The following is a 24,763-nucleotide window of genomic DNA, read 5'->3' as shown; positions in this document are numbered from 1 at the left end:
CCGTTGGGCCATTACGGGGAGGGCAGGGGCCTCGTGACAGGCGGTCTTTTGCGCGGATGCCGGTGTTGTCCTGGAGATTGGAAATACCCTGTCCCCCTTTCCCGGGTCATGAATAAATAAAACCAAATACTCGTCTGTATGAGTTGTTGATTCAACTCGTACAGACGAGTATTTTAATTTCGAGAGGCCACTTATGGCGCTCTCATAAAACAAAAAACGGATAAAAGCATGATCTAAGGCTAGCAGTTTCGAGTGCGTGGTAATCAATGACTTCCTATTGGTTTGAGGGGTATGAGCATGCATGCTGGAGCCATATTTATATCATTTGATGCTGTCGCGGTATCGGGCATTACGGTCGAAGCGTTAAAGATGGCCAAGTGCCTTGAGCAGAGTGAGATTACTTCCTATCTTGACCTGGGCTATGACATCAAGATCGACAAAGGCAATTTCAACAAGCCTTATGATCACGAAAAAAACACCTATCAAGGGGTGTTTACCCTGGTTCGTATCGAAGACATAGAGACTGTCCCGCATTACAGCCGGGATTTCATAGAGCACTCCCACAGTGTGTTGATCGGTCAAAAGACTTCGGCTTCTGTGCAAGAACAGGAACAGCTTCTAATCGCCATTCGCGAGTCGTCACAGGCACTGGCCCAGCGAATGGTTGAGTTCTGGGAAACCCTGAACATTCGTTATGTGATTGTTGAAAACGGCACGCTGCCGGAAAACATCATTTATACCCAAGCCTTGTACCTGGCCATCGAAGCCTATGGGGAAAAGCATGGCATGGGGAATTTCGTCATCTGGCGCGATCATGACCTGATGTGGAACAGTGAAAAGACCGTGATGAAATACGGCCCGGAGCCGTACCCCCACGCCGTCAAGCCGGTTCAATCCCGCTACATCACCTATGTGACCCTCAATCATCATCTGAAGCACAAACTCGAGGAATGGTGCGATCACGCCGTCGACGTCAAGGTCAGGAAGAACACCTATGACTTCAGCGGGCAGGGGACCTGTACGAACATCAAGGAGAGCCTGGATATCCGCGCCAGCGATGTCCTGATTGCCCGCACGACCCGTATCATTCCGCAAAAACGACAGGACAGGGATATCTACCTGGTCCACCGGCTGAACGCGCTTTTTGCTCGTAACGGTAGCCGTCGAAGGGTGTATCTCGCGGTCGCTGGCGATCCCCATGAACATCCCGGTTACTTTGAAGCATTGAATAAGCTGGCCAGGGAACTACAGGTCGAGGCCTTTATCAAGTTTGTCGGGGCGTTGCCCCATGACTATATGCCGACGAAGGAGAAGTCCACGACCATTGAGGACTTGTATTACTCCTGTGACCTGGTTTCCTTTCTCACTTCCTGGGGATATGACAGCTACGGCAATCCCGTGGGGGAGGCGATCAGCAGCCAACGCTGCTACATCACGACCCGCTACGAATATTATCAGGAGGTCTATGGCCAGCACGGCTTTGAAGCGCCGGTCATGTCTATATCGGAAGCGCAGGATGGCCTGCCTGATGATGCTTTTATTGACGAGGTCTATCAGTTACTGAATAACAAGGCGCTGATGGCAGAGGTGGCTGATAAAAACTTCTCCATTGGTCAGCAGGTGCTCTCCAATAACGTGATTGGCATGCTGGACTTGAGTCCTACTGGAGGAAATATGCGTGAGGCTGTCTTTGTGTCGGTCGTGCTGCCGGTTTATAACGAAAGTGACCGCATTGATAGTGTATTGGACTCGCTGTTCAATCAGAAAACCCAGGGTGGCCTGATCACTCACGCCACCTATGAACTGATCTTCGTGGATAACAATTCCACGGATGACTCAGTGGAGAAAATCAACGCCTTCAAGGCTGAAAATCCATCCCTGGATATTCACGTTATCCGGGAGACCATCCAGGGTGTTTCGTCCGCCAGAAAACGCGGCATGGATTATGCCTCTTTGCGTTCAAAACAGCGCGATATCCGCCTGGGTGTCGAAAACAAGCACTACATTGCTTCCGCCGATGCGGACTGCACCGTGGACCCTTACTGGTTGCACGCGCTGATTGAAAAAATGGTCGAGGAAAACGGCGATCTGGGCACCTGTAATTACTATTACAACGAAGCGTCCTTTCGCCAACGACCGAACCTGCTCAACGAGATCCAGAAGACCCTGCGCTGCCGCGAGATGTCGTTTTCACTGTTTGGCGGCTTTCCGGACGGCAAGGGGTTTGCCGTCGAACGGGGCCTCTACGACAAAGTCGGCGGCATCGAGATTTTCTACCAGTTGAACAACGGCCGCTTTGTCGAACACCTCTCCGATGACTGGGATTTCGGCATTCGGGTGATCGCCTGGGGCGGCAAGCCGGTCTACGCCCATGATTCGCGTATCGAGATCAACAGCCGTCGGGTGGATACCATTCTCGATGAGGTGATTACCGGCAACGCCTATGGGCAGGACGGAATCATCATCATGAAGGACGTACGCCCCGACGTCGAAGAGCAAACGCCAACGCTGCGTGACACCACGCCTGTGCAGTCACAACAGGCCTGGGATTACTCGATCAAAGACTATGTGCCCAAAAACATCGTGCTGCCGGCGCTGCTCAACCCGCAGATTTTGCTGGAAAGCCCGGCGGTCCGTGAGTTCTTCAGCGGGCCGGTGGCTGATCGTTTGTATCAGCGTATCCATGAAATAAAACAGGGCTCCCGGGTCATCGATTTCAAACCGATTCACGCCTACAAGACCCCGTCCTACCGCCTCTATTTCGAGTTCCGCGAAGAGATTTTCAGTGCCCTGCGCCGTGCCGTTGGCGAGGACATCGGCTTCCCGCCGCCATTGCCAGCCTGCTTCGATGGGGTCAAACCGGAAGATTTCGAACGCTTTGCCTACTACTTCTCCGAAGACCGTGAATCCGGTGAAGCCCATAACTACTTTGCGAACGGAGGGGTATTTTGATGAATGGCGAAGCTCTGGGCTCACTGAACGATATCGACCCGAACTATCCAACACCGCGGGTCTACGAGTTTCTCTCGCGTCCCGATAACAGCGCCTTTCTGGAGTACGTGTTCAACGACCCGTTCGGCTGCCATGTTTTCCCCGGCGATATCCCCGACTATCCGCTGTCCTCTTTTTTCGCCGACATGGATCGCGACATCAAACAGGCCAAGCAGATCCACCTGTGGGCCTATATTCCCACCTGCCGCTACCGTTGCCATTTCTGCCAGTACCCGACGGTTATCTTGAACCCCAAGGCCGCCTCGTCGCAGCAGGTGTTCCGGGATCTGGTGGATTACAACATCAAAGAGGCCACGATGTGGCTTCAGAAAGTCCCTGGCCTGGCTCAGGCGGAAGTGGGCGAATTCAACATCTTCGGCGGTACGCCGTCGCTGCTGCCAGAGGCGGAACTGCGTCGTCTGATGGCGTTCTACCGGAGCCATTTCAACTTCTCGGCTTCCACCCTGCGCTTTGAGGGCGAGCCGGGCACCCTGAACAAACCCTATCTGTCGCTCTTGAAGGAGCTGGGTTTCAGCAAGATCAGCTTCGGCACCCAGTCCTTCAATGACCGCATCATTTCGGCCTGCGGACGCATGCACTCCGCTGATGAGTGCGTGGAAACCATCCATCACGCCCGTGAAATCGGTCTGGACTGGGTCAGCGTCGACCTTATCTACGGCATGCTCGGCCAGAGCGTGGATGATGTGAAATACGACATGGAGAAGTCCCTCGAGCTCGAGCTTTCCCATGTGGTCATCAGCAAGCTGCACATGGAAGAGTTCATGAAGACCCGCACGGGGGTGTCCGGGGAGAAAGAAAGCCATTGGCAGAGAAAAGGGCTGATCAGCGTCAACGACATGACCTTCCCGGGCCTTGGCAAGCAGTATCAGATGCGCGAGCTGGTGGAGCAGCACCTGTCAGCCGGTTATCGCGAGCACCCGACCATGTACTTCCACCAGAACCATCGGCAGCCGGAGAAATGGAAAGGGCTTATCACCGATCTCGATAAACAGTACCCGGAAGTGGCAATCGGCCTCGGTGGCAGCTCGAAATGCACGGGCTCTGAAGCCATCAACATCACCGGCTACAACAAGTACAAGCAAGCGCTTGATGAAGGCCGTTTGCCGATTGATGAAAGCCGGGGTTTCTCGCCGCTCCAGCGCGAAGTGAATGCTTTCAAGATGGCTCTTTCCACGCTGATCCCGGTGAACGACCAGGTCTTCAAGCTGCGCTTCGAAGGCAGAAGCTTTTACGACAATCCGATTATCAGCCGCACGCTCAAAACCCTGGTCGACAAGGCACTGATTCGCGTCGATGGCGATCTCGTCAGCCTGACGCCCAATGGCGTGACGTTGGTCGAAGCCGTCATCAATACCCAGTTCGTGACGCCGCAGGCCTGAGGAGGGCATCAGATGCAACAGCCAAACACCTCATCCGCGCCGGTCTTCAGCCTGTACTACATCGCTATCGATACTGAAGCCGGCGTGACGCCAGAACAGTTTGAAAGCTTTGTGCGTCAGAAGGGCGTGCAGATTCCCAGCTATCCGGGCTGGAGCTGGACCTTGTTGCGTGGCTTGCGCGGCGAGCGGGCAGGGCAGTACCTGATGCTGTTTGAGATCGACAGCTCGGCGGAGCGCGACCGCTACGTGGCCGCGGATGGCAATAAAACCGAACTGGCCCGTCAGTTCTGGCGCGAACATCCCGAAGCCTTGGATATTCTCGGCGAGTGGAAACGTTACGGCACCTTCAGCGAACTGCCGACCCTTTACACCGATTATCGACTGCTGGCGGAAAACACCAAAAGCACCGTGCCCCATGGCCCACGTTACCAGGAGCGGGCGGGGGAGGAGCCTGTCGCGCGGGTGATCGGCATCCACAATCTCGCGCTGCGCCCGGACGTCCAGGCGCAGACCTTCGAGACGTTCATTGCGCAAAACCACCACCGTATCGAGGACTATCCTGACTGGAAATTCCGCTTGCTCAAAGGCGAGCGGGGTAACCGTCTGGACCAGTACGTGGTGCTGATGGAGATAGCGAGCCTGAAGGCCCTCGATGTGTTTTATCCGGAGCCGGATATTGCCACGGATGAAGCGGCGAAATTTGCCCGGGCACACCGGGATACCAAGCAGATGTACGAAGAGTGGAAGCAACTGGCCTCGTTTTCCGGCTCGCCACAGATCTACACCGACTATCTGTCAGTGGCGCAAAGCCTGTGAGTACAAATGTATCCCTCTCGCAGGGCGGCGAGAATCTTCGCCAACAGCACGCCACGCGCAGCATCTTTTTTATTGCCGGGCTGGGAATGGCCTCATGGGCGCCGCTGATTCCGTTTGTCAAAGCCCGGCTCGATATTGATGACGGCACACTGGGCCTGCTGCTGTTTTGTATTGCCGCGGGCTCTATGCTGGTGATGCCCTTTGCCGGGCGAGCCATCGCCAGGTTCGGCTGTCGGACGCTGATCCTTGCCTGCGCAGCGGTCTTCTGTTTGATCATGCCGTTCATGATGTACGCCACCTCTGCCCTGGAGATTGGCGGCGCATTGCTGGTTTTTGGCGCGGTGAACGGCCTGTTGGACGTGTCGATGAATGCCCAGGCGGTGATTGTCGAACGTGACAGCGGGCAGGCGAGGATGTCCGGGTTTCATGGTTTTTACAGCATCGGCTGCGTAGCAGGGGCAGGGGGCGTCAGCCTGTTGCTGTGGGCGGGGCTCATGCCTCTGCAGGCGATTTTCCTGATCGTGCTGCTGATCGCGCTTGTCGTGACGATGTCTTCCGGTCACCTGCTTGCAAAGCAGCCACAGGAAACCGGCGAGTCTGGCGGCACGTTCCAGGCGCTCTCACATCCGGGGATTCTATTCATTGCCGTGCTGTGCTTTTTCATCTTCCTGATCGAGGGCGCGATGCTGGACTGGTCAGCCGTCTTCCTTCACACGGAGCGCGGCATGGAGAAAAGCCATGCCGGTTTTGGCTACACCCTTTATGCCATCGCCGTCGCGCTGGGCCGGTTGTACGGCGATCGCCTGGTCAACGCGGTTGGTCGGCAACGCATGCTGATAATGGGCGGCTCGTGCGCGGCAGTCGGGTTGCTGCTGATCGTCTCGGTCGATCTCCCTGGCGTCGCCCTTGTCGGGTTCATCCTGGCGGGCATTGGCCTGTCCAATATCATCCCGATTCTGTTCACCGCTGCCGGCAACCAGCCGGATGTGCCGTCGAGCTTCGCGCTTTCGGCCGTGACCCTTATCGGCTACACGGGCTTGTTGAGCGGCCCGGCGCTTATCGGGTTTGTTGCCCACCATTCCAGTCTGACCACGGCTTTCAGTGCGGGTGTGGTGATCATGCTGCTGGTCTGTTCCAGTGCCCGACGCATTGCGCGTTGAGGGACTGACGGGGCTGTCCTGACGTTGTTAATCAATGGAGTTTTTATGAGTCAATTATCCGGTCCGGTTTTCAGCCTGCACTACATTGGCCTCAATCTGAAAAAAGGCGTGACGGCTGAACATTTCGAAAGTTTCGTGCGCGAACAGGGTGTCGGGATCCCGGCTTATCCGGGCTGGCACTGGACCTTATTGAAAGGGCTGCGCGGTGAAAGGGAAAACCAGTATCTGATGTTGCATGAGGCACCCAGCGCGGAAGAGTACGCCCAGTACATTGACCGCAACGGCGATCAGACCGCCCGGGCGCGGGATTTCTGGCGAGAACATCCGCGGGCACAGGCTCTGATTGCCGAGTGGAAAACCTTCTCAACCTTCGCCGAGCTGCCAACCATCTTTTCGTACTATTCAACGGTGGCCGAGAACACCAACAGCTCACTGCCGGAGGGCCCTAACTACCAGGTCGTTGCGGGTCAGAAAACGGTGGCCCGCGTGGTAGGTATCCACAATCTGGCCCTGCGTTCCGGCGTGGCGCCGGAAACCTTCGAGGCGTTCATCACCGGCAATATTCACCGCGTGGAAGACTACCCGGGCTGGAAGTTTCATATGCTCAAGGGGCAGGGCGGCAGTCGCCTCGACCAATACGCCGTGATGCTGGAAATCGAAAGCCTGGAGTCCCTGAACTCCTTCCACCCCGAGCTGGACGTTTCGACGGAAAAGGCCCTGACGTTCGTACGCGAGCATCAGGAGAGCGAGCGTATGTACGACGAGTGGCGTGAACTGGCGTCTTTCTCCGGGGCGCCGCAGCTCTATACCGACTACATCACCATCGCCGGCAACGGTGGCTGAACCGCAAGCGGCGAATTGAGCCCGTAGGCATGAAGGACGCTTGGCGGAGAGGCTTATTCCATCAGGCCGTGTGTATTTTTCTGGCGGCTGATCAAGAGTATGGGATTGGTTGAAATGCGCTTGACCCAGGGCTAGTCTCATCCGGCCTCAGTGTTGTCCTCACCAGAGGGCGATGTTCCCGGGGTTCTAGCGTGATCTTTAGGTGGGGTTATGAAGTCGAAACTTGCAGTCGCTGTTTTTTTGCTGACAGCTTTCAACGGTGCGCAAGCCGCTGAAATCAAGGTGTTGACCACGGGAGCATTCAAGCCGGTTTTATTGGCTATCGCGCCGGAGCTTGAGGCTTCGAAACATATTGCCCTGAACATATCTAACGGTACTGCTGGGGAACTGAACAAAAGGATTGAGTCAGGGGAGAAGTTTGATGTGGCGATTCTTACGGATTCGCTGGTCAGCAAGTTCGAGGCCGCCGGGAGTTTGGACAAGGGGACTGCGAAGAACGTCGCGAAGGTCGGTATCGGTGTGGCCGTCCCGTTGAACGCTCCGAAGCCAGTGATTTCCACGGTCAACGACTTCAAGTCCATGCTGCATTCTGAGGCAAAAATTGCTTATATCGACCCTAAGTCTGGAGGCTCATCGGGCATCTACCTGACTGGGTTATTCGATAAGCTGGGCGTTTCTGAAGAGGTTGCCAGAAAGGCTGTCCTGGTGAAGGGTGGGCTGGTGGGTACGAAGCTCGTCGACGGTGAGGCAAGCGTTGCCATTCATCAAATCAGCGAATTATTGGCTGTACCAGGCATCCAGTTTGTTGGAGCGCTCCCGGCCGAAATCCAAAGCTATACGACCTATACGGCAGCAATGGCTAAAGATTCTCGGCATGCAAAGGACTCGCTTGAGTTGATCAAAGCGTTGGGTGAAGAAAAAGCCGTGAGTTTATTGCAGGCCAAAGGGATGGAGTGAGCTCCATGCCCTTGTTGATTGTGCGTGGTCTAGTGACCAGGGATCCCGAACGCGACTTTCACGTCGTGGATGTAGATCTGCCAGGCAATCAACGCAAACACTGTTTGTATCGCAGCCAGTCCCAAACCACCCCAAATGATCCCAATCGCGATTTCGTAGGCCAGGCGGCGTTCCGGAGTCTTTCTGGTCACCCTTGGTTCGTCATCGTCACGTTCAGCGCGCATTTTCTGTCCTTGGCGTTTTTGAAGGCCGCTGCTGATCGTACAGCAATTGCTGACATGCTCGAACGCTTCTGAGCTTTAATCCATGTGGCTCGATGACGTTCCTCACGGGTGGTACCGGCGCCAGGGTTTGGCCTGGCCGCAGTAAGGTCAACTCCCGTGTTCATCAACCCTACGCTGAGGAAAACAACATGAATCGCTTCGCAGGCAAAGTTGTAGTCGTGACAGGGGCCGGGACGGGCATTGGGGCCGCTACAGCCCGCCGGTTCTTATCCGAGGGCGCATCGGTGGTGCTCAACGGCCGCCGCGAACACAAGCTCGCCAAAACAGTGGAAGGAGCCGATCCGACAAAGGTGATGCTCCATCCTGGCGACATCTCGGACGAGACGTACGTCAAGCGGCTCATAGCCGACACAGTCGCCAAGTTCGGCCGGCTGGACGTACTGGTCAACAACGCCGGCTTCGCCATCTTTGGCCCATTCGCCCAGCTTTCCACGGAGGACTGGCGGCGACAGATCGCCACTGACCTGGACGGAGTCTATTTCGGCTGCCGCGAGGCATTGCCTCACTTGCTCGCCACCAAGGGCTCAATCGTCAATGTATCGTCAGCCTCCGGCCTGGGTGGTGACTGGGGAGGAAGCGGGTACAACGCAGCGAAGGGGGCGGTCACTAATCTGACCCGGTCGCTCGCCCTGGAGTACGCCGCTCGGAATGTCCGGGTAAACGCCGTCGCTCCCAGCCTCACCAGCACCGATGCGACGGCAGATATCGAGAAGAACGAGGCCATCATGTCGGCGTTTCGCGCCCGTCTGCCTGCCGGTCGGCAGGCATCACCGGACGAGGTCGCGGCTGTCATTGCGTTTCTGGCCAGTGATGACGCCAGCTTCGTCAACGGGGTAATCATACCGGTCGACGGCGGCTTGGCCGCATCTAACGGCCAGCCAAACTTTCTCGCGATGTTCGGGGAGGACTGATACGCCCGGCACTGCGCCACGGTCTCTTTGGTGTTTATCGTTTCCTGTGAGAAGCATCGGGCGAACGCTTGTCGGCTTGCTGACACCGTCGCTCGATGTTGCTGGGGCGTTTTTGCCCGTAGTGGTGAAGCGGCTCGGTTCAGAGCGCGGAACCGACGCAAGCAGTCATACCAGCGTAGTGGCTTGGCTTAGGTACCATGAGGTTACGTCGATTTATGCAAGCTCAGGGCCCATAGGTCTCAATCCATGATTTCACAAAGTAGGAATGTTTGAATGGCTGTGCACCTCATTACTCTTTGAATTTATTTTGTTTTTAGAAAAGCACCGTGTATTTATGTTGCGATAAGCAAAAATCTGGCTTTGTTGCACAAAGCTACTTATTTATACGCAACACTTTTTGATTAACTCAGCCGACGGACGGATGAATAATTGCGGCAAACGTTGCAGTTGCCACCCAGGTTCTGATATGGACGGGGTTCAAAGACGAGCTTCGGCATGCAGAGGCAGAGCTGAATAAGGCGAGATACCAGCTTCAGACAGTCAATGCGCACCACTAGCGAAGGCCCTCGGAACCTGGCTTCGGGAAAAGGCTTCCTGATTGCAGTCCGGCAATGATCATGCGCACCAGGGAGGACGCGCAATGAGTCAGTAGAGACGTGCGAGGGCGGGAAAGGGGTTGCTGTTGGCTCTGGTTCGAGGGCAACACCCACCCGTATGTCAGAGCCCTGGCTGGCCAGGTCAAACCGAACCGCAAAGGGTGCTATCTCGCTCCGTTGAACTGCCTGAACTGCGCTCGTGATCTTCGTGAGCGCGAGAACATCGTCTTGGCATTATCAAATCAATTGCGAGAGAGATCCGGTACCCGGAGCAGCTACTTCAGTGTGCGGAACTCGTTTTCCCCCGATGATGACCCTGCCTATGCTGGCAAGAATTGGGGAGGAGGGTACTTCATCTTGCCTAGGCCGGATGAGGAGGACGAGGGCTGGTAGGCTCTTGGGCTCTGCTTGTGTCGCTGATGGAGACACCGGCGCTTTTCTATGATGGGCTACTGCGCAGCGTTAGGGTGTGCCACCCAGGTATCCGAAACCTTTACCTCACCCGACGTTGCATGAGCTTCGGCCCCGGCCATATCCTAACCCGACGTTCGGCATCAGGCGTGGAGCGCGGCCATGGAAGACAGAGAACACTGGTTTACGTTGTTGGCGGAGAAGGACTGGGAGGCGATTGGCAAGCTTCTTTACCAGAAAAAGAAGGCCAAGGTGCAGGATCCCTATCTGGCTCAAATGACCGGCTTCTTTGAGACCGAGTTCTTCTCCTTCGCTGAACCACTTCCGCCCGCTGAGCGCTCAAGGCAATTCGAGTCCACCAACCTGCTCATTGAGCTGAACCAGCATGGCTTCAGCCAGGGCTTTGTGGATCGCTTCGTTGATGAGCGACTGAAGCTGATGCAAGAGACCAACCACTCCGCACTGCTCAACTATGCCCAAACCCATCAGCATCGCCCGCTGGCCAAGGACATCATCCAGTCTTTCCTAAAGGCCAAGCCAGAAGCGGTTTCAGCGAGCCTTCGGGGAAACATGACTGTCCGGGCGACAGAGGTGACGCCCGGAAGGCCAAAGACCATCCGCTTGTTCAAGTCCAAGCAGGAAGAGAACTTTTACGAGGCGGTGCGGCGGGTCTTCCCCACTCACCATCCGTACCCCAATGTAGCCTTGAGCTGCGTTCTCGATTACCAGGCCATCAAGGATCAGCTGTCGGAACAAGCCAAGTCCTACTTCTTCCGAGGTATTGTCGACAGCGTTCTGTTCGACGTGGGCAGCGGCTACGTGCCGGTGTACTTCATCGAGCTGGACAGCAGCTTCCATGATGATCCTCAGGCGCAGGTCCACTCGCACGAAGGCTTGATCAAAGACGGGCCTCTGCCCAAAGCAGTTTCCGCCTTGTGCCTCATTTCCGCATCGACCCAGTGCGGCTTAGCACATCAGTGGGTCAAAGTGAATAGCGCTCCGCCTAAGCGGGTTGCGACCATACTTTCCTTTGAGCGCTCATCGAATTCCTGCTCAGTCTTGCACACGTTGAAGCAGCCCGACGATTTCGAAATGCTCGGGGAAGGCGAAGCCGGCGGGATCCGTCTGATTCGGATCCATGGTGAGCGGTTCGTCGCTGAGCACAGTGAAACCAAGGCGCTGAACATCGGTACCGATCATGCGCCAGCCTTGCTGCAATCCAAGTTCTACTCATTCATGGGGGCCAACCTGTTCAGCTGCTACGCCCATGACCGGCCTGGGTTGAGGCCACGGACAGTGTGCGTCGATAAAGACAACCTGGTGGCTGCCGACGACTTCGGGGTGTGGTTCGATAGGGTATTGTTGGAGGAGGCTGTCGCGTCGACCCGCTGGATCATCCACGATGACGACGCGGCCAGCGAAGCCTTGGCCGACCGGGCGATAGCTTACCTGGCGTCCTGTGGCGTCACGGTCGAGAACAAAGTGTCCTTTGATAAATTCGATGCCAGCATGAAGTTTGACGGGTCTGTCATCGTCCTTGCCTCTGCTGCTGAGCGTGGGTCTCGCCTGCAAAGCGTGAGCCGTCGCCTGCGTACCGCCCAGCAGTCCGGCACCCGGCTGTACATCACCGGTGCACTCTTCGGACGCAGCTATGTGCTGATGAAGGATCTGCAGAGCAACCTGACGCAAGCCGCCATGGAGTTCGTGATGGCGTTGGCGATCGGAAAGATCCGCCTGCACAAGGACGTCGATAGTCGGCTGCGGGCCGGCCTGATTGAAGTCTTGACGCCGCATGTGCCGGAGATCATTTACCTGCTCGATCCTGATTCCGAGCCGCCGTTGTGATCAATATCCGCTAAACCCGTTGCTTGCCGGTATTCGTTGCCGGCGCGCTCAACTCGGCTCATGGATGAGCTACGCCCTCATGGCCCCTGTACTCGGATTGAGCGCTTGGGCAAGGGCTGCCGATGGGGCGAAAATAATTTGTGAAATTGATGGCGAGTGAGTAAGGTTTGCTAGGTGACATCACATGGGAGTCCTTATGGACGATCACTCATCATCAGTGCGACCCGTACGCTCAAGGCGGCATGGTTCACGCAAACTGGACGCGGTCACGGCGCAGTTGAAAGCTGAGTTCGCTTGGCGTGCGCGTGAAGGGTTACGGACTTACATGTCCCGGTTTACTGAGTCCGCCATCGAAAAAAAACGGCGCCCCAAGACCTTCTTTGAGCGTCACGGTGTACCGAATGGCACTTTTGTTTGTGTCAGTTTTATCGGCTTTTTGGGAAGGGGGTGGGAGCAGCTGCGGGCTCTGGACACAGTCCTAAGCGAATCAGGCCAGCCTGACCCCGGTTCACCCCAGCACAGCTTCAGGAAAAGCATCCTCGCGTTTTTCCGAATCATCCTTGCCCACATAATCAAACTCCAGGCCCGTGCTCTTCGGGCTGTACTCACTGTTCCTCTCTTCCTTGACGGCCCAGAGATGAGCGGTTTCAAGCATCGCCTCCGCTAAGCCCTTTCGAAAATCTGCGAACAAAGAACTTCGTCGAAACTATTTCGAATAGGCACCATCATGCTCATCAAAAAGCCTTGCACCTGCGGTGCGCGCTCTAATAAGCGCTGCCCGCTACATTCGTCCGTACCTCGCCGACGTACTTTTCAGCGCCCCCGGCAGTCCCCTGAACTGTCCAAGGTGAAGAGATGGGGGGCGCATGTAAGCGTCATTCTGGGCGTCCTTAACGTGGCGGCAGCGCTTCTGAAAGTGCTCCTCCATCTCGTCAAATTTTGGTGAGATTGAGCTTTCCATGACCTATACCCGCTGCAGATGCCTATTCTGCGGCGGGTACGGCGTTTGACTGGAACTGCGCGAGGCCATTGGATATGCGACTAAGGTCTAAGGGGTGGGTGGTGGCACTTGGCTTGCTCGCCCTGTTTGACCTCGCCATCATCTCTAGCTCAGGGTTTTCTGCGAGGTTAGTCAACTGCGCTCTGGATCTTGATGTCGGCAAACTTATAGATGCGGGCTTTATTAAGCGCATCCGCCAGCGTCAGCGGGCGGTTGCGTCAATCGGCTTTCAGCGCCTGCTCCAGCGTGTCGTGGAAACAGACAACGAGTCCTACCGCCTGCAACATAGCACCTTGGCCGCCCAGACAAAGATCAAATCGCGAGAACGAAAGCGCAAGGGCGAAGATGGTATCGAGGACGATGAACCGTTCTGATCTGCACCGTAAACACCCTGCCGCATGCCTACATGTGGTGGTGCCCGATGCGTCTTCAACCAAGACACTACTGCTAAGCTTTATCCACAATTGCTGGGACAAAAATCAGCAATCCGCCCTCGGGGGGTCAGTTTTCAATCAGCGCCAACACATCTCAGCATCTCCAATTGGAAGCTATTACAATGGATATGAACAACACGGCTTTAAATCTGGAATACGCAAGCAAACGCATCAAACCGAGCAAAGACACCATCTTGGTCATCGGCACAGGCATGAGTATGGGGCTGACCGATGGACAAGTCCCCCAGCTTGCCTGGACTGGGCTGATTCGAAGCGGATTTCGCTACGCTGTCGAGATCGGGAAAATCCAACAGGCCAGCGCTGAGAACTGGCTCAAGCTTTTAGACGGGTCGCCGACCACTACCGAGATCTTGCATGTGGCCGGTTTCCTGTCGGGTAGCCTGTCCAACGGCGATGGTTACGATTACGCCGCATGGCTGACAAAAGAGTTCAGTGAAGTCGAGATTCACAACGAGGCGCTTGCCAATACCGTCAGAGCTTTATCGGACGCAGGGGTAAAAATTTGCACTCTCAACTATGACTCGCTACTAGAGAATGTCACCAACCTTTCACCCGTGTATATGACCGAGTCAGATGAGGTCATCGAGTGGTTCAAAGGCGAGCGTAAAGGCATTCTTCACCTACACGGCCACTGGAAGAAGCCCGACACCTGCATTCTGAGCAGTGGAGATTATGAAACCACGATACAAAGCAGTACACGCAACTTCTTCCAGCAGCACCTGACAGTGTTTGAAAACCTAGTGTTCTTAGGTTGCGGAGGCACGTTTGAAGACCCTAATTTCGACAAAACGCTCAGCTGGCTGAGAAAAGAGCTCAAGTCGACCAAGCACTCTACTTTTGCACTGATCAAGGATTCAGAAGTCACTGCGCGTAAAGCGGATGCAGCATGGAAAAATATCGTCGAGCCAATCGGCTTCGGCACGAATCATTCGTCTCTTGGGCAATTCCTTGATGGACTGTTCCACGAGGTTACAAGTCAGAACCGTGGGGCGTACCCAGACCTGCGAGGCAACACCGCTATCCAACGTATGGAACAAGGGCAAAAGACCGCCACCCTGGATGGCATTCATAGCCCGCTCCCCCCAGCGCCTCAAGCTCACAGCGTCAGGCACGCCCAGTCATTCCAAGCGGAGCAGATCCTGAATCTCCACAGACGCTTGTGGTTGGCTGCTGACTGGGGGATGGAAGAAGATGAATTCATTTCCGCACTGATCGCACGTATATCTAACAAAACCAACAAGGTTTATTCAGTAAACATTGGCAACTACACCGACAAAGCATCCTTCTATCGCCAAATCGAAGAGCTTTTGGGCGCTTCATTCGAATCATTCTGTAGCACCTTGTCGCTCATTGACCAGCCTTACTTGCTTCTAAGGGACGTTCCGCTCGACACCTGTGACGACAAGGAAAAACTCCAAGCCGATCTCCTAAGCCTGACGGATATTCTAACTTCCTTTTGCCCGAATCTCCGGATGATTTTAATAAGTCGGAATCTGCCCGCCTGGAGAAACGAGGCGGTCGAGCTGACTGCTTTGGACGGTGCCGATACCAGGGCGTACATCGAGTCACACCTTCTCTACCAAGGCGGCTTGGGCAACGATGATTTCACGCAGCTTTATGAACACACCAACGGCGTCCCTCGGATCATCAAGGAAGCGCTGGATAAGCTTGTCGTCGCATCACTGGAAGAGATCATCAGTGAGCGAGGCAGCTCACGCATCAATCTGACGGGCCGCTTCGGAGACTCCATCAAGGCACTGTCAACTGCGAAGGAAATCGAAAAGCGCTATGCATTTTCTCTGCTTAAGAGCTTGGCTGTGTTCCCTTACGGCGAATATCTGGACAACATCAAGCGGGTCGATAGATCGAAGAAATATTCGATTGATCACGTGGTCATCCTCCAGCGAGAAGGTTTCATTTATGTGGAGGATCAGGACAGCTTCGGCCACACCGGCACCCGGGGTTCTAAAAAAAGGCTCATCGTCACCCGTCCTGTGAGGCAGTGGCTCGCCCAAGAGATGAAGCCCAAGGAAATCGCGAAGATCAAAAATCAGGCCTACCAGCTCTACTTCGGTGAAGATTGGGAGACCCTGAATCCCAAGCTGCATCATATCTTCAAGGCGAATGACATCAGCGAAAAATCGTCCGAGATCAACAACGCCAAGTACTTAATCGTTGAAGTCTTCGTCGAAGGCAAATCCAACGAAAGGTGGCGTACTGTTGGTATGGAACTCGCCTCGCAGTTCTGCGCGACAGTGAGCAAAAAATCTTATTACAAGGTCGTGCAGGACTTGTATATCGCGCTGAAGTCGATGCTAGATAGCTGGGATAAGGATCAAAAATACTGGTTCTTTATTTACTTATGCGCGCAGTCGATCCGGATGGTTGGTGACAAGGCAAATGCTGGTGAGGCACTCCAAATGCTACTGGGGTGCCAGGATCACATTGATCAGCCAAAGCTGATAGGTTCGATCAAGCTGCATATTGCTATGATCTATTCAGGGAGGAAAGATCATACCCAAGCTGTTGAGTATGCGACTCAGGCGCAGAAGCTGAGCAAGGGCAGCGTCGCGATGCAGGCCGCCCACATCGCGCTTTCAAACAGTGATATCTCCACCAGAGAAGCTGATATATCAAAGATCCAGGCTAAGGCAAAAACCAAAGCAAGCACGCTGTACGCCAATATTGCGTTAGATCGTGCTGATGATCTCGAAGCTCCTGCCAAAGCCGAAATGCTCAAAGAGCTTGTCGAGTACTGTCACGAGAACAAAGACTTGTATAACCAAATCCGGGCGACGCTCGCCTACGCAGACTCACTTATGACAGTCCGCGGTTCGCTCGACGCTAATGAAATCTCCACGCTCATCAGCATTTACCACCATCTATACCATGACAATCTGACGCCACTTCATTCAAAATGCCACCGCATCCTCTGGGCGGCTTTTGAGGTAAATAATGACTACATCAACCTGCTTCAGCTATTCAAGTACAGTTCACTCTACTGGCGGTTGCGTGACGAGCAGAAACCTGAGCTTGAAGCGGTGAATAAGTTTAAAACTCTTGGTCTTCCCGAAACCATGCCCGAGCGTGATTCCGCAGTATCGTATTACTACGGAAGACTCGCAACGATCGAGATCTAAGCTTCTTCCGGGCTCGGCGATGCCGAGCCCGTTCTGTAGTCGCAGGCACATACGGTGTTTTCTGAGTCACTGTGAACAACTGCGCGTTACTTGGAGGGGCAGCGATTCAAACACTTCCGCCTCGGAGTCCAATGTCTTCGAATACGGTAGTGACGACTCAGGAGGAACTGGGAACGCTTCGCTACACCAAGTTCGTAGGATTGCTCCTACAAGTGCCGTCGCAACGACCTCGCAGCGCCAATCATTGCCCGACGCCGCATGCGCAACGTCATGCGGTCTGCATCTCCGTGCTTAAGTACGAATTCCGTCTCAGTATTCGAGAGAGCTATAAACTTGAAGGGGGGAGTACTGTGCAGCATGGAGCAGTGCCAGGACTGGAGGGCAAAAAATAGTCATTCGTTCAGGAATTTCGGGCGGGGCAGCCGTTGACGACTCTTCCCACCCAAGGGCTTTCGCATTACTTCACACAATCGCTCTGCAGGCCCTTCAAGCTCTTCTGGAGATACTCGATTGATTGCACACATTGTGCCCGGCTGGAGGAACTGATTGCAGAAGGAGTGCTCTGCCCAATTAGTTTGTCGCTTTGATCAGGGGAGGGGAGAGTGGCGTCTAGTCAGGCTTAGGCTCTTTGAGGTTGGACAAGACCATCAGCGTATGTTCGTCATAATGAGAAAAAAATCGTTGCCATGCACGAAGGCCTCCCAACTCGCCCACAGCTAGGATAATAGCCTTGTGAGAGGCCGTGAGCAGAGCGACTTGCCGCTCTAAATCTTCTATACGCTCGTCTTTCATTGCAAGACTGGCTATCAACCGTTTTTGAGAGTTCTTTTTAGCTCGCTCTACCCATTGGTTTCGGGCCATTTGCATTTGTTGATAGTGAGCAATTAGGTCTCTGCGAAATGTGTCTCGCGTGAGAGTGGAAACGGCGCCGGCAGTTATTCTCTCATCGTTTTCTAGCATGGACTCGAGAACGCTAAGTCGATTGTCATCAAGATTAACCGCATTTACGGTGCGGCGTACAGGTTTGCTCGGTGCTGGCATATTGACTCCGCTAGGCACGTAACAGGGTTTAGCGCAAAAGCGACTAGCCTTCAAATAAGTCTATTTGATGGACCTGCACCGACAAATCCGGACCATCCGGAAAAGGCTTTTCACCTGGTCGACATGCCAATGCTCTATCAATATTTTCTAACGTTTTTTTGCATGATCCGGTAGCTCTCGACAAAGGTCCTGATGAGGCTGGCCAACGCTGGCGGCACAGGCAGCTGCCGGGCGGCATTGTTGTTTTTTAGGCTGGGCTGTTCTTGGCGCGGATCACGCTGATACGGATTGTCGCCGACGTTTAGCCAGTTCACAGTTTCTACGGTCGGGGTGAAGCGTTTTTCGCTTTTTAATGCATCCATAGGCAGCACCAGGGTTTCACCGCGGCGTAATCCAAGATGCAACATGAGTAGGCACAATACGTAATTACGCCAGCGTAACATACTGTTTCTAAAGGGATTATTAACCGAGTATGGATCAATGATCTGGTAAAACTCATCCAGCACTGGGGCCATACCCAGCGAGTCAAACAGCTTCTCCAGACGCTCCAGGCGCATGCTCAGCAGCCAAAGCATGTCAGGATCGGCATGACTTTTCACCAGGCGCTGAACACAACTTTTGACGAAAACGTAGGCCACACGCCAGTTGGGATGGTAGTTGGCGGCAGTCTGGGCACCATGATTTCTGGCCGTGATGAAAGACGTCTCAAGACAGGCTTCACGCTCATCGAATTTGAGCTCCGCAATCAAGCAATCAAGGCAGTCAGCCTGGTACAGCCGTCTGGCCGACTGGTACAGCTGTTCGATCACGGAGTGGACGGCGCCAAGCTGGCACCGTCCAGCGAAGACCAGACTGTCGACCAATAGCGCGGTCGTTCACGGTCATCGGTCAACAACCAACCAACGAGTCCGGATGGCACGGAAATGTCTTTCAAATGAACAACAGTCATAAGCGCAACAGCTGAAGCTGCTCCTTATGGTAGGAAGCGAGCGCAACACACACGAACACGCCTTTCCTTCGCATAATGTATATTATGTTAAATCAAGTATGTTCATAAGATCCTACTGATATCAGCCTCAGACGTTGCGCCTTGAATTTCTGTCGCCTCCTCAAATCGAACCCGCGGACGCTCTCCTTGGAGCGTCTCATCGATTGCACTTCTGCTGCTGTTCGGCCGCGTACTCCTGGGCATCAGTATCGGCGGTTTCTGGGCCACTGCCATTGCCCTCAGCGGCCGCCTGGCCCCCAAGGGAGTCGGCGTAGCCCAGGCCACCTCGATCATCATGGTGGGTGTGACATTGGCCACCGTACTGGGTGTGCCCGTAGGCACCTGGCTGAGTGGCCTGATGGGCTGGCGCATGACCTTCCTGGTCACCGCGCTGTTGGGCGTACCGGTGCTACTGGCGCAGATATTCCTGCTACCGCGGCTCACCCCGGAAAAGGCCATTCGCATCAGCGACCTGCCGGCCTTGTTCATCAATCCACAATCACGGGTTGGCTTGATCGCTGTACTGCTGATTGGCCTGGCGCACTTTGCCGCGTACACCTATGTCGCTCCATTCTTCAAACACAGCGCAGGCTTCGACGGGCCGACTATTGGCTCACTGCTGCTGCTCTATGGCGTGGCCGGGGTAATGGGTAATATTTTCGCTGGCTTCGCCGCCAACCGCAGCGTACGTCACACCCTGTTGCTGGTCGCCCTGATGATCGGCACCAGCACCGCTCTGTTTCCCTACTTCGCCACGGGCATGACCGGCGCAGCGATGCTGATAGCGCTCTGGGGCTTCGCCTTCGGCGCCTTCCCGGCCTGCGCCAGCATCTGGATGTTTGTGGTTGCGCCCAAGGATGTGGAGCGCGGCATGCCGCTCTTCGTCGCCTTGTTCCAGGTGATTATTGCCCTGGGCTCGTTCTTTGGCGGGCAGATCGTCGACCAACTGGGCAGTTCGGTGCTGTTGAGCCTGGCGACCGCCCTGGTGGGCTGCGGTTTTGTTACGGTGCTTGTGCTGGGGCGTAACGTCAGTAATAGCCTGGCGGCCCAACCCGGCTAGTATGCGTCCGGCCATCAAACGGCCCTACGCTGACACAACTCGGGTGGCCTGCCTGACATCCGGCAAGGGTATAGTTCAGCTTGACGCCGCCCAAGGGAAGATAAGCCCGGGCCCAGAAAACCTCCATAATGGTTTGACAACTTTATGCTGACCGCGTTTTTGCAGTACCCTGTTTCATTTGGCGATCCAGCAGCAAACTTTAGGAAGATTCGCGATAGTGTAGACTTGGCGCGATTTGATCTCTTGGTCATGCCCGAGCTTTGCACCATCGGTTATTTTCATGACTCGCGTGAAGCATTGTCTCTTCATGCTGAATCGGCGCTTGATGGGCTGACAGCGCAGTTCCTACTGCAACTATCGGCCGACAAGAATGCAACGCTAATTGCTGGCATCGCTGAGCGTGACGGCGATCACATCTACAACACGGCGATTGTCGTATCGCGAGGGCGCTGGCTGGGAAAACAACGCAAGTGCCACCTGTCACGCATAGAAAAGCCTCTCTTCACCCCAGGCGATTCATTAGCGTGTTTCGATGACGGAATCTGCCGTTTTGGCGTTCTTACTTGTTTTGACCTTTGGATGCCAGAAGCCGCTCGTCTGTTGGTGCGTCAAGGAGCACAGTTATTGTGCTGTCCAGCCAACTATGGTGGACCTTGGACAACCCAACTTGCGCGCATTCGCGCAATGGAAAACGCCACTCCGCTAATCTGTGCCAATCGTACCGGTGTGGAAATGTATGCAGGCGTAGAGGCTACATTCAGAGGTGAAAGCCAAATTGTCGGGCCTATGGGAGAAGTTTGGACATCCGCCACAGAAGAGACTGCGCTTGGCTTGTCGATAATCGACCCAACTGCGCACATCCTCAAAGCGAATCCTATGTGCGATGACTTGATGGAAGAGGCAAGTCGCTATGCTTTATCAGGCCCACACCCAAAATGAAAAAGCCACGTCTGGCGGCAAACGAGCAACCTGAAAGACAGGAGATTCAGGCCATTACGGCAAAACCTTAGTGTACGATTTTTCCGAATTCTGATGCTGGACGAGACATGGAGGTTGCCGCCCCTACCCCGTCCTGACTCACCAGTCTCATTCAAACTCCTGACGATTCTCCGGAGTAATCAGCTTGAACGGCACCCAGATCAACGGTGAATCCAGACTCTCCCCCCTGGCCAGACGCAACGCAACCTCCACCGCGCCATTCGCCTGGCCGATGGCGTCCTGGAACACACTCACGGCCATCTTGCCGTCGGCCATCAGCTTCAAACCGTCGGGCGTCCCATCAATTCCACCAACCCAATAGTCCTTGGCATTTTTGCCAGCCTTTTCCAGCCCCATGATCGCGCCAATGGCCATCTCATCGTTATTGGCCGCGATGATCGAAAAGTCCACGCCCGCCTTCACCCAATCAATAACAATGGCAGCTGCCTGGCTACGCTCCCAGTTACCGACTTTCTTCTGCACCACTTTCATGTTCGGGTACTTGGCGACGACCTTCTCCACGTCTTCGGTGCGCATCAACGAGGACTTGTTGTTTGGGTCCCCCACCAGGATCACCACATTGCCCTTGTAGTTGGCGCGACGAGCCAACTCTTCCATTTGCAGCGTGCCCGACTCCAATTCATCGGATCCGACAAATGCCGTCTGCGCCGGCCATTTATCGGGACCTGGGTTGCGGTTGACGAACACCAGCGGGATTTTCGCCGCACTGGCCAAGCGCAGCATTTCAGGGGCGCTCTTGGCATTGACCATCGCGACTACTATGGCGTCTACCTTGGAATTGACCAGGTTACGAAACTGGCGCATCTGCAACTCGGCGCTGTCATGACCATCCTCCATGAAGATATCGGCATCCAGCACGGCGGCGTGTTTCTGCACGCCATTGCGCAGGATGGTCTGGAAGTTGTCATCGTATTTGGCCATGGCCACGCCCAACAACGGCGTGGCGGCCTGGGCCAAACCGGCCGTAAGGAAACTGATACCCAAGGCAAGCGTCAACCACTGTTTCATGTTCGGTCTCCCCGGCGTCATACGCTGAAATGATGGAGCAGCTCACGCTGCACCTTGGCCATGTCCGACAGGCCCTGGCTGCTGCTGGCCGTACGCTCGGCCCCCTCGGCGGCCTGTTGGGCGGAGTCGTTGATCTGGGTGACCATGCGGCTGGTTTCCTGCACCGTGGCACTCTGTTCCTCGGTGGCGGCAGCGATCTGAATGTTCATGTCACGGATGGTGCCCACCGCCTCGCCCATCGCCACCAGCAACTCATCGGCGCCAGAGGCCAAGGTCACGCAGTTGTTGGATTGCACCTGGCTTTCGTTCATCACTTGCACGGCGGAATGAATCTTGCCCTGCATCTGGCCGATCATTTCCTGGATTTCGCTGGTCGACGCCTGGGTGCGGCTGGCCAGTGAGCGCACTTCGTCAGCCACCACCGCAAAGCCCCGGCCTTGCTCGCCGGCACGGGCCGCTTCAATGGCGGCGTTGAGCGCCAACAGGTTGGTCTGTTCGGCAATGGTGCGAATCGCATCGACGATACTGTCGATGTTCTGGCCATATTTCTGCAGTTCGTCGGTGACCGCCGAAGCCTTGTTCACCTGCTCGGCCTGCTGGCGGATATTGACGATGGTCTCGGCCACCCGCTGCTGCACCTTGTGAGTCAGCTCGCTGGTGTCGTCCACCGCGCTACGGGTGTCCTGTGCGCGCCGCGCGACTTCTTCGACGGTACTCTCCATCTCGGTCATGGCCGAAGCGGCGGAATGCAGGCGATCTTTCTGTTCATCCACTACCCGCGTGGTCTGCTCGCTGACCACCGCGTTATCGCTCGCGGACTGGGCCAGGGTATCGGCGGAGCCGATCAGCTCACGGAAGGTGGTCTGCAAGGACTGGGTCAGTTCGTTGAGGTAACCGCCGAGTTCACCGAATTCATCTTTGCGGCTGACATCGAAGCGTACCCGCATGTCACCCCGGGTAAGCTGCTTCAACACCTCGCGAAAGGCCGCCAACGGCCGACGCAGGCTGAAGGCTACCCACGTACCGATCACCAAAGCAGCCAACACCGCCAGCACACAGACGATCAACAGCAGGCTGAGGCTGTTGCTGATGGTCGCGTCGGCATCGCTCTTCGCCGCGCTGGCCACGTCAAGAGACTGGCTACCGAATTCGCCGATCTTGTCCAGCGTGGCCAGCAGGCGGGTTTCCGTCGCCAGGCGTTGTTCGCGAACATGGTCGGCCAGGGTCGCTTCCTGCTGAAAGGCACGGTACAGCCCATCACTGCCGGTCAGGTCGTTGAGCAGACGGTTGACCATGACCGCGACGATGCGCCCTACCCTGGGGTCAACAGCCAAAAATGCCTGGACCCGCGAGTTAATCACTTCGTCCTGCAGGTTAAGCAGACGCTGCAAGGTCACGATATCTGGCTTGGCGGCGTGGGCGGCCAGACTGTCGTAGGATTTGTTGACCTCCAGCAACAGCTTCTCCGCTGCGGCCAGGTGTTCATCGGCACCGGCACTGCGCTCACGGGCGATATAGTCGCGCAGATAGCTGGTCAGCTGGACTCCCTGGCTGCTGCTGTAACCTTGCAACTCGTGGGTCTGGGCAACTTGCGCCACATACTGGCGATGGGTCTCCATCAGGTTCTGCGCCTGTTCGACATAAGCCGCACTGAGTTGGCGTTGTTGAGCAAGGTTGTCGCGTAGCTGCGGGTGATCGCCGATATAGCTCGGAATACTCTCGAGCAATTGAGTAAAGCGCGCCAGGCTGTCGTTGAACGGCTGCTTGCCGTCGTCGATCTGCTTGGGGTCGTTGCTGATCAGAACCGCCAGCAGTGCCTGGTTGGCCCTGAGGATATGAACGTAAAGCTCGCTGGCGGCCCGGCTCAATGGCGCAGATTGGCCGGTGATGATCGTCAAGCGTTCGCTGATCGAGTGGGTGCTTTGATAGCTGATGCCTACCATGGTGAGCAACACCACCAACAACAGGGCAAATCCGCCAATCACTCGCTGAAGAATGGTCATGGCTATCCTCTTTATTTTTATACGGACTCAGGCACGAGTGGCAGGGAGCACGGATCTTGGCGGTTTCTTGATGACCTGGAATATCTATCGGCGTGGCAATAGCCAACTTTAGGCTCCACGGCACATCCTCGCAGGCGGTTGACACTCACATCATCACGCAATATTTTAAGTTACGTGAAATGTGACCGTAGACGCACGCTATTGGAGCCATGACCACCATGACTGAGTTCTGGGAAACCGCCTTCGCCGGGAATCAACTGATGTGGGGGCTGGATCCAACCACTTCTGCCCTGCTCGCCAAGGAGCACTTTGCCCAAATGGGCGTCAAGGATGTCCTGATACCCGGGATCGGATACGGCAGGAACGCAAAGGTGTTTCTTGATCAGGGGATGTCAGTCACCGGGATCGAGATATCCGACACGGCAATCGCTCTCGCCCGATCGCAACTCGACCTGCAGATCCCGATCTACCACGGCTCGGTGTCGGACATGCCGTACGACGACAATTTGTACGACGGCATCTTCTGCTACGGGCTCATCTATCTCCTGGATGCCGAGGGACGGGCGAAGCTCATTCGAGACTGCTACCGCCAGCTCAGCCCTGGTGGGCAGATGATCTTCACCGTCATCTCGAAGAAAGCCCCTATGTATGGCCAAGGCGCAAGGCTTGGCGAGGATTGGTACGAGCGGATGCCCGGCCTGAAGATGTTCTTCTACGATACCGCCTCGGTTGAGCGGGAGTTCGGCCAGCATGGGCTGGTCGAGTTCTCCGAGATCGATGAACCCACGCCCGGCGGTGGGTCTTTCCCATTCATCAATGTGGTTTGCAAGAAAGACTCAGCGTGAGCGACCGCTA

General features: G+C 55.4%; 19 protein-coding genes and 2 pseudogenes. 15 read left to right on the top strand and 6 right to left on the bottom strand.

Features of this window, described 5'->3' with window-relative positions; all coding sequences use genetic code 11:
* Positions 1-297: 297 nt before the first annotated feature.
* The 10 genes from CWE01_RS25035 (at position 298) to CWE01_RS33965 (ending at position 12,214) form a co-directional block, all read left to right on the top strand.
* A complete protein-coding gene (locus CWE01_RS25035; RefSeq protein ID WP_100943286.1) occupies positions 298-2,952 on the top strand; it encodes a glycosyltransferase in 2,655 nt (884 codons plus the stop codon).
* Positions 2,952-4,391, top strand: a complete 1,440-nt coding sequence (locus CWE01_RS25030; RefSeq protein ID WP_100943223.1) for a radical SAM protein — start codon at positions 2,952-2,954, stop codon at positions 4,389-4,391. The genes CWE01_RS25035 and CWE01_RS25030 overlap by 1 nt, the downstream gene beginning before the upstream one ends.
* 12 nt (positions 4,392-4,403) lie before the next feature.
* Positions 4,404-5,207, top strand: a complete 804-nt coding sequence (locus CWE01_RS25025) for a hypothetical protein (RefSeq protein ID WP_100943222.1) — start codon at positions 4,404-4,406, stop codon at positions 5,205-5,207.
* A complete protein-coding gene (locus CWE01_RS25020) occupies positions 5,204-6,367 on the top strand; it encodes an MFS transporter (protein WP_100943221.1) in 1,164 nt (387 codons plus the stop codon). Before CWE01_RS25025 ends, CWE01_RS25020 begins: the two co-directional genes overlap by 4 nt.
* Before the next feature lie 45 nt (positions 6,368-6,412).
* Positions 6,413-7,210: a hypothetical protein gene (locus CWE01_RS25015; RefSeq protein WP_100943220.1), complete on the top strand. Its 798-nt coding sequence runs from the start codon at positions 6,413-6,415 to the stop codon at positions 7,208-7,210.
* A 210-nt stretch (positions 7,211-7,420) separates the two neighbouring features.
* The gene (locus tag CWE01_RS25010; RefSeq protein ID WP_100943219.1) at positions 7,421-8,167 is read left to right on the top strand and encodes a substrate-binding domain-containing protein; all 747 of its coding nucleotides are present in this window, start codon (positions 7,421-7,423) and stop codon (positions 8,165-8,167) included.
* A gap of 5 nt (positions 8,168-8,172) precedes the next feature.
* Entirely contained in the window at positions 8,173-8,463 is a 291-nt protein-coding gene (locus tag CWE01_RS33390) for a hypothetical protein (protein ID WP_157815274.1), read from the top strand.
* Positions 8,464-8,579: 116 nt separating this feature from the next.
* Complete coding sequence (locus CWE01_RS25000; protein WP_100943217.1) at positions 8,580-9,362, top strand: SDR family NAD(P)-dependent oxidoreductase; 783 nt, start codon at positions 8,580-8,582, stop codon at positions 9,360-9,362.
* A 656-nt stretch (positions 9,363-10,018) separates the two neighbouring features.
* On the top strand, positions 10,019-10,351 hold the full coding sequence (locus tag CWE01_RS33385; protein ID WP_157815273.1) for a DUF4427 domain-containing protein: 333 nt from the start codon (positions 10,019-10,021) through the stop codon (positions 10,349-10,351).
* Between the two features lie 180 nt (positions 10,352-10,531).
* The gene (locus CWE01_RS33965) at positions 10,532-12,214 is read left to right on the top strand and encodes a hypothetical protein (protein WP_100943216.1); all 1,683 of its coding nucleotides are present in this window, start codon (positions 10,532-10,534) and stop codon (positions 12,212-12,214) included.
* Between the two features lie 508 nt (positions 12,215-12,722).
* On the opposite strand, the gene CWE01_RS33380 is transcribed toward CWE01_RS33965, so the two are convergent.
* A complete protein-coding gene (locus tag CWE01_RS33380; protein ID WP_157815272.1) occupies positions 12,723-12,905 on the bottom strand; it encodes a hypothetical protein in 183 nt (60 codons plus the stop codon).
* A gap of 557 nt (positions 12,906-13,462) precedes the next feature.
* On the opposite strand from CWE01_RS33380, the pseudogene CWE01_RS24985 reads away from it, so the two are divergent.
* A pseudogene (locus tag CWE01_RS24985) lies at positions 13,463-13,588 on the top strand (AAA family ATPase); the annotation flags it as partial.
* Positions 13,589-13,770: 182 nt separating this feature from the next.
* Positions 13,771-16,809, top strand: coding sequence for an SIR2 family protein (locus tag CWE01_RS24980; RefSeq protein ID WP_100943214.1), 3,039 nt, complete (start codon positions 13,771-13,773; stop codon positions 16,807-16,809).
* A gap of 609 nt (positions 16,810-17,418) precedes the next feature.
* On the opposite strand, the gene CWE01_RS24975 is transcribed toward CWE01_RS24980, so the two are convergent.
* Complete coding sequence (locus CWE01_RS24975) at positions 17,419-17,769, bottom strand: hypothetical protein (RefSeq protein ID WP_100943213.1); 351 nt, start codon at positions 17,767-17,769, stop codon at positions 17,419-17,421.
* A 218-nt stretch (positions 17,770-17,987) separates the two neighbouring features.
* Positions 17,988-18,659: a hypothetical protein gene (locus CWE01_RS24970; protein WP_177410512.1), complete on the bottom strand. Its 672-nt coding sequence runs from the start codon at positions 18,657-18,659 to the stop codon at positions 17,988-17,990.
* A gap of 342 nt (positions 18,660-19,001) precedes the next feature.
* Here CWE01_RS24970 and CWE01_RS24965 point away from each other — a divergent pair, with 342 nt between their 5' ends.
* Both CWE01_RS24965 and CWE01_RS24960 read left to right on the top strand, forming a co-directional pair.
* A complete protein-coding gene (locus CWE01_RS24965; RefSeq protein ID WP_371917160.1) occupies positions 19,002-19,898 on the top strand; it encodes an MFS transporter in 897 nt (298 codons plus the stop codon).
* A gap of 144 nt (positions 19,899-20,042) precedes the next feature.
* Complete coding sequence (locus CWE01_RS24960; RefSeq protein WP_100943212.1) at positions 20,043-20,837, top strand: nitrilase-related carbon-nitrogen hydrolase; 795 nt, start codon at positions 20,043-20,045, stop codon at positions 20,835-20,837.
* A gap of 147 nt (positions 20,838-20,984) precedes the next feature.
* On the opposite strand, the gene CWE01_RS24955 is transcribed toward CWE01_RS24960, so the two are convergent.
* From CWE01_RS24955 to CWE01_RS34380, 3 genes and pseudogenes are all read right to left on the bottom strand, one after another.
* Positions 20,985-21,905, bottom strand: a complete 921-nt coding sequence (locus CWE01_RS24955) for a substrate-binding domain-containing protein (RefSeq protein ID WP_100943211.1) — start codon at positions 21,903-21,905, stop codon at positions 20,985-20,987.
* Positions 21,906-21,922: 17 nt separating this feature from the next.
* Entirely contained in the window at positions 21,923-22,678 is a 756-nt protein-coding gene (locus CWE01_RS34385; RefSeq protein WP_370868275.1) for a methyl-accepting chemotaxis protein, read from the bottom strand.
* Between the two features lie 102 nt (positions 22,679-22,780).
* A pseudogene (locus CWE01_RS34380) lies at positions 22,781-23,200 on the bottom strand (HAMP domain-containing protein); the annotation flags it as partial.
* A gap of 926 nt (positions 23,201-24,126) precedes the next feature.
* On the opposite strand from CWE01_RS34380, the gene CWE01_RS24945 reads away from it, so the two are divergent.
* A complete protein-coding gene (locus tag CWE01_RS24945) occupies positions 24,127-24,753 on the top strand; it encodes a class I SAM-dependent methyltransferase (RefSeq protein ID WP_100943209.1) in 627 nt (208 codons plus the stop codon).
* Positions 24,754-24,763: the final 10 nt, after the last annotated feature.

The organism is Pseudomonas sp. QS1027 (assembly GCF_002814235.1).
In the GTDB taxonomy this organism is placed as follows: domain Bacteria; phylum Pseudomonadota; class Gammaproteobacteria; order Pseudomonadales; family Pseudomonadaceae; genus Aquipseudomonas.
This window is presented reverse-complemented; position numbering and strand designations above follow the sequence as displayed.